Annotated in this window: 5 protein-coding genes and 1 pseudogene; 5 read left to right on the forward strand and 1 reads right to left on the reverse strand. The window is 40.8% G+C overall.

What is annotated here, in order from left to right:
• Positions 1 to 127: 127 nt before the first annotated feature.
• The gene (locus tag ELS82_RS23560; protein ID WP_134837596.1) at positions 128 to 370 is read left to right on the forward strand and encodes a hypothetical protein; all 243 of its coding nucleotides are present in this window, start codon (positions 128 to 130) and stop codon (positions 368 to 370) included.
• A gap of 50 nt (positions 371 to 420) precedes the next feature.
• Here ELS82_RS23560 and ELS82_RS23565 read toward each other — a convergent pair whose 3' ends face one another.
• On the reverse strand, positions 421 to 1,389 hold the full coding sequence (locus ELS82_RS23565; RefSeq protein WP_134837597.1) for an IS30 family transposase: 969 nt from the start codon (positions 1,387 to 1,389) through the stop codon (positions 421 to 423).
• A 246-nt stretch (positions 1,390 to 1,635) separates the two neighbouring features.
• Here ELS82_RS23565 and ELS82_RS23570 point away from each other — a divergent pair, with 246 nt between their 5' ends.
• The 4 genes and pseudogenes from ELS82_RS23570 to ELS82_RS27110 all read left to right on the forward strand — a co-directional run.
• The gene (locus ELS82_RS23570) at positions 1,636 to 2,049 is read left to right on the forward strand and encodes a nucleotide triphosphate diphosphatase NUDT15 (protein ID WP_134837598.1); all 414 of its coding nucleotides are present in this window, start codon (positions 1,636 to 1,638) and stop codon (positions 2,047 to 2,049) included.
• A 198-nt stretch (positions 2,050 to 2,247) separates the two neighbouring features.
• Positions 2,248 to 2,625, forward strand: coding sequence for a hypothetical protein (locus tag ELS82_RS23575; RefSeq protein WP_134837599.1), 378 nt, complete (start codon positions 2,248 to 2,250; stop codon positions 2,623 to 2,625).
• A 167-nt stretch (positions 2,626 to 2,792) separates the two neighbouring features.
• A complete protein-coding gene (locus ELS82_RS23580) occupies positions 2,793 to 3,542 on the forward strand; it encodes a competence protein CoiA family protein (protein WP_244230870.1) in 750 nt (249 codons plus the stop codon).
• Between the two features lie 153 nt (positions 3,543 to 3,695).
• Positions 3,696 to 3,800 (forward strand): annotated as a pseudogene (locus tag ELS82_RS27110) (GNAT family N-acetyltransferase); the annotation flags it as partial.

Below are 3,800 nucleotides of genomic sequence, written 5' to 3' on the forward strand. Positions count from 1 at the left end.
GGGCGTTAGCTATCTTTTCAACTTTGGGCACAAAGTCGAATGTCTTAAGTAAGAATACAAACTTACTTAGTGCTTTTGGTATTCTTAGTATTGTCGTTTTCCATGCGTTAATCTCATTGGAGGCAGTATGAATATAAGGTTTTGTGAAAAGTGCGAGAGAGAAACTGAACATACAGAAGCAATCAAGCAGAAACCCTCAAAATATGGAAAGTCAAAAAAAGAACAGTTCAAAGCGTTTCTGGATGGTTTCTTCAGTGGAGCAGCGGCTTCTTTACCTGGAGGAGCATCATTGGAGTTAACCGACAGATACGTTGTTTGTCTTAAATGTGGCAAACAAACACTAGAAAATCACGGCACAGAATTTCAATAGCGCTCCTCTGTAGACAGAAACTTAGTATCAAGTTTGAAGTGCGACACTTTTTACAGATGCGCATGAATATACTCCTGAGGTGTAAAGAACCCAAGTCTTTTCCTTGGGCGCGAGTTTAGCTTTCCAGCTATTTGGTTACAGAGCCTCTGTGTCACATGTGACATAGAGGCTTTTTTAGGTAAGTACTGTCTAATTAAACCATTCGTGTTTTCATTGGTTCCACGCTCCCATGAGTGGTACGGGTTAGCAAAGAAAAACAAACACTTAGTTTGTTTTTCTAACTGAGCATATTGGTGAAATTCAGTACCATTATCAGCAGTAATCGTTTTGAACGGTAAGTCTGACTGCTTAATGATCTTCTTCACTCGATTGTTCAATGAATTAGTCGTTCTGTCGTCTAATTGGCCTATCAAAGTATAACCGGTCATTCTATCTACTAAAGTCACAATGCAGTGTTTGGTTCCTCGCCCAATGACAGTGTCTATTTCCCAGTGTCCAGGCTCAAGACGAAGCTCTGCTTCGGCTGGGCGTTCAGATATATGTTTCTTTGCGGCTAAGCGGCCTCTGCTGTCGTTAGAGCGATATCTTTTACGCCTTTGCTTAGTTGACTGGCGTAGGTGTTTCCACAACATCCCGCCTTCTGCTTTGTTATTCCAAACATACTGGTAAATCAGTTCGTGACTCATCGTTTTTTGACCAATTCGCCTTAGAAATCCAACTATCTGTTCAGGGCTCCAGTCCAGTTGCAGCAGTGCTGCAACGAGCCTGAAGTCGGTTTCGCCATAGCGCTTGTTTCGCCTTGAACGAGCGAGCCTATTCCGAGCTCGTTGCTGAGCATAGCCAGGTTGGTACGAGTATCTGTCAAAGTATTTGTTATATCGCTTATTACGTTCTATCTCACGATAGATCGTAGACTTGTGACGGTTGAGTAATCTAGCGATTCCAGCAGTACGCAGTCCTTGCTTTCTTAAGATAGAAATCGTATATCTTTCTTTCTCAGTGAGGTGTGTATATTTCATAGTTTTACTTCTTGGCGGGAGCAAAATTTATGAATACCACATCTCACTGTTTTATTTTTCAGAGGTGTCGCACTTCGTACTTGAATCCAAGAAAGCTAACAATAAATTTAAGAGTGATTCACAACGCTCGGCGCTTTCACTTCAAGCCAGTTTAGTGTTTATGGCACAATGGTTTAGCTAAGGTGTTAGCGTTGTTCACACCTTAATTTGGCGTTAGGCAAACAAGTGTTCACAAAGGAGTAAATAGTGAATAAGGAAGTGAGAGTAGGAGTGGCTGCAGTCATTCTGCGTGAAGGTCGTATCTTGCTTGGAGAGCGCATTGGTTCTCATGGGGCTAATACTTGGGCGACTCCTGGTGGGCATCTTGAATTGGGTGAAAGTATCGAAGAATGTGCGGAAAGAGAAACTCTCGAAGAAACAGGTTTAACAGTAGACTCATTTAAGAAATTAGCCTTCACCAACGATGTTTTTGAAAAAGAAGGTAAGCACTACGTAACATTGTTTGTTGTAGCTTCTTGCCTGACGGGAGAGCCACAGGTTACTGAGCCGAACAAATGTAAGCAGTGGCAATGGTTTGAACTCGACAAGCTCCCTGAGCCGCTATTCTTACCTTTAACTAATTTGTTGAAGGAATCCGTAGACTTTGGGGCAATTGCCTAACAAGCAATTCAAGCTGATTCGCAACGCTCGGCACTTTTGGTTTCAGTTGGTTTAGTGATTAAGGTGAAGTGTTCGGGTAAGGTGGCAGCGTTGCTCACAACTTAATTGGGCGTTAGCAAACTCACTTGAGTTTACGAATGAACTTGTGACTCGAGCTGTTAAAATTGGATTATTTAATTTGATTAAGGAAAATCAAACATGAAAACTTATAACCTCCATGCTGTCACATTCGCAAATGACTCTTATTATACGGTAATTTTACCAAGTGACTTCCCAAATCTAACAGAAAACAAAATGCGCTCATGGGCGAAATGTAAGTCTGAAACTTCTAAACAGCGTATAGCGATTCTTGATTGTGATGCAAAGTTTAAACACTACACTTGTGTGAACAATGGACTAACGGAATTACAAGCTCATGAAATGCGTGTTGAGTTATTGCATCGTGTAGAAGCTGAAGGAAAAAGAACGATTATTAACAACCTGAAACGCTGTGAGACTTCATTGGAAAAACATCGAAATGCGTTTTGGGATGAGCTAGAGGAAAAAGGAATTAAAGAAATTTTGTCTGAAATCTAAGGTGCACTTCGTATTCGAATCCATGTTTGCTAACAATAAATTTAAGCAGATTCGCAACGCTTAGCATTTTCGGTTTGAATCAGCTTTAGTGTTTACGGCACAATGGTTTAGGTAGGGTGGTAGCGTTGCTCACTACTTAATTTGGCGTTATGCAACAAGAGGCTAGAATGAAGTTTTCGTTAGTTGACGGAGTTAGGCAGGAACCGTCCCCGAAGGTAAAAGGTTTATGCCAGTTTTGTGGTAAGCCAACGCTGTCTAAGTGTGGTACTAAAGTACGTTGGCATTGGGCTCATGCACGCAAAGATTCATGTGACCCTTGGTGGGATAATGAAAGTCAGTGGCACAGAGACTGGAAAAACCATTGGGCAAATGACTATCAAGAGATTGTCAACTTTGATGAGGTCGGTGAAAAACACATAGCAGACGTTAAATTACCTAATGGTATGGTATTAGAGTTCCAAAACTCACCGATGTCGCATAAGGAATTACAGTCTCGTGAGCAATTCTACGGAGATATGATTTGGGTTGTAAATGGTAGGAACCTAGCTAAAAATATGAAGTTAAGGGCTGCATTACCAGACCCGAACCATGTATCTATGGTGGACATTGGCGTTCGAAATATTAATCATAAAACACACTTTATCTACTTCCATATTTCAGAATGCCAACCAGACGAACTAATCGAAATACATTCATCTGATAAAATAGAGAGCTTAATTAAAGATACTCATGTTGGTCATTTTTTCTATGAGTGGAAACGACCAAAACAAGTGTGGCTAAATGCAAAGAAGCCAGTGTATCTTGACTTTGGCAAGGGCATTCTATGGCAGCTAAAACGCTTCAACGAATTCAGTTCTTTCTGTATTCAAGCGCATCGCAAAGAAGAGTTCTTAAGACGCTATGGAGCAGTTGCATAACAATAAATTTAAGAGTGATTCACAACGCTTGGTGCTTTCACTTCAAGTMAGTTTAGTGTTTATGKCACAATGSTTTAGGTAAGGTGKTAGCGTTGTTCACACCTTAATTTGGCGTTAGTTTGCTACAAAGAATCGGGAAGTATTGAGGAAGATATGAAAGTAGATATTAGACCAGCCAAGGAAGACGAACTGGAACCTCTCCATTCTTTGGTTATTTCAAATGATGAATGGATGAAGTTCAATGGTCCTTACTTTCCA

This window comes from Vibrio ouci (genome assembly GCF_004551525.1).
GTDB classification, from domain to species: domain Bacteria; phylum Pseudomonadota; class Gammaproteobacteria; order Enterobacterales; family Vibrionaceae; genus Vibrio; species Vibrio ouci.

What these genes read in the sequence shown, in the direction of transcription:
- ELS82_RS23560 (WP_134837596.1), top strand. Translation starts at nt 128, where the DNA reads ATGAATATAAGGTTTTGTGAAAAGTGCGAGAGAGAAACTGAACATACA.
- ELS82_RS23565 (WP_134837597.1), bottom strand. Translation starts at nt 1,389, where the DNA reads ATGAAATATACACACCTCACTGAGAAAGAAAGATATACGATTTCTATC.
- ELS82_RS23575 (WP_134837599.1), top strand. Translation starts at nt 2,248, where the DNA reads ATGAAAACTTATAACCTCCATGCTGTCACATTCGCAAATGACTCTTAT.
- ELS82_RS23580 (WP_244230870.1), top strand. Translation starts at nt 2,793, where the DNA reads ATGAAGTTTTCGTTAGTTGACGGAGTTAGGCAGGAACCGTCCCCGAAG.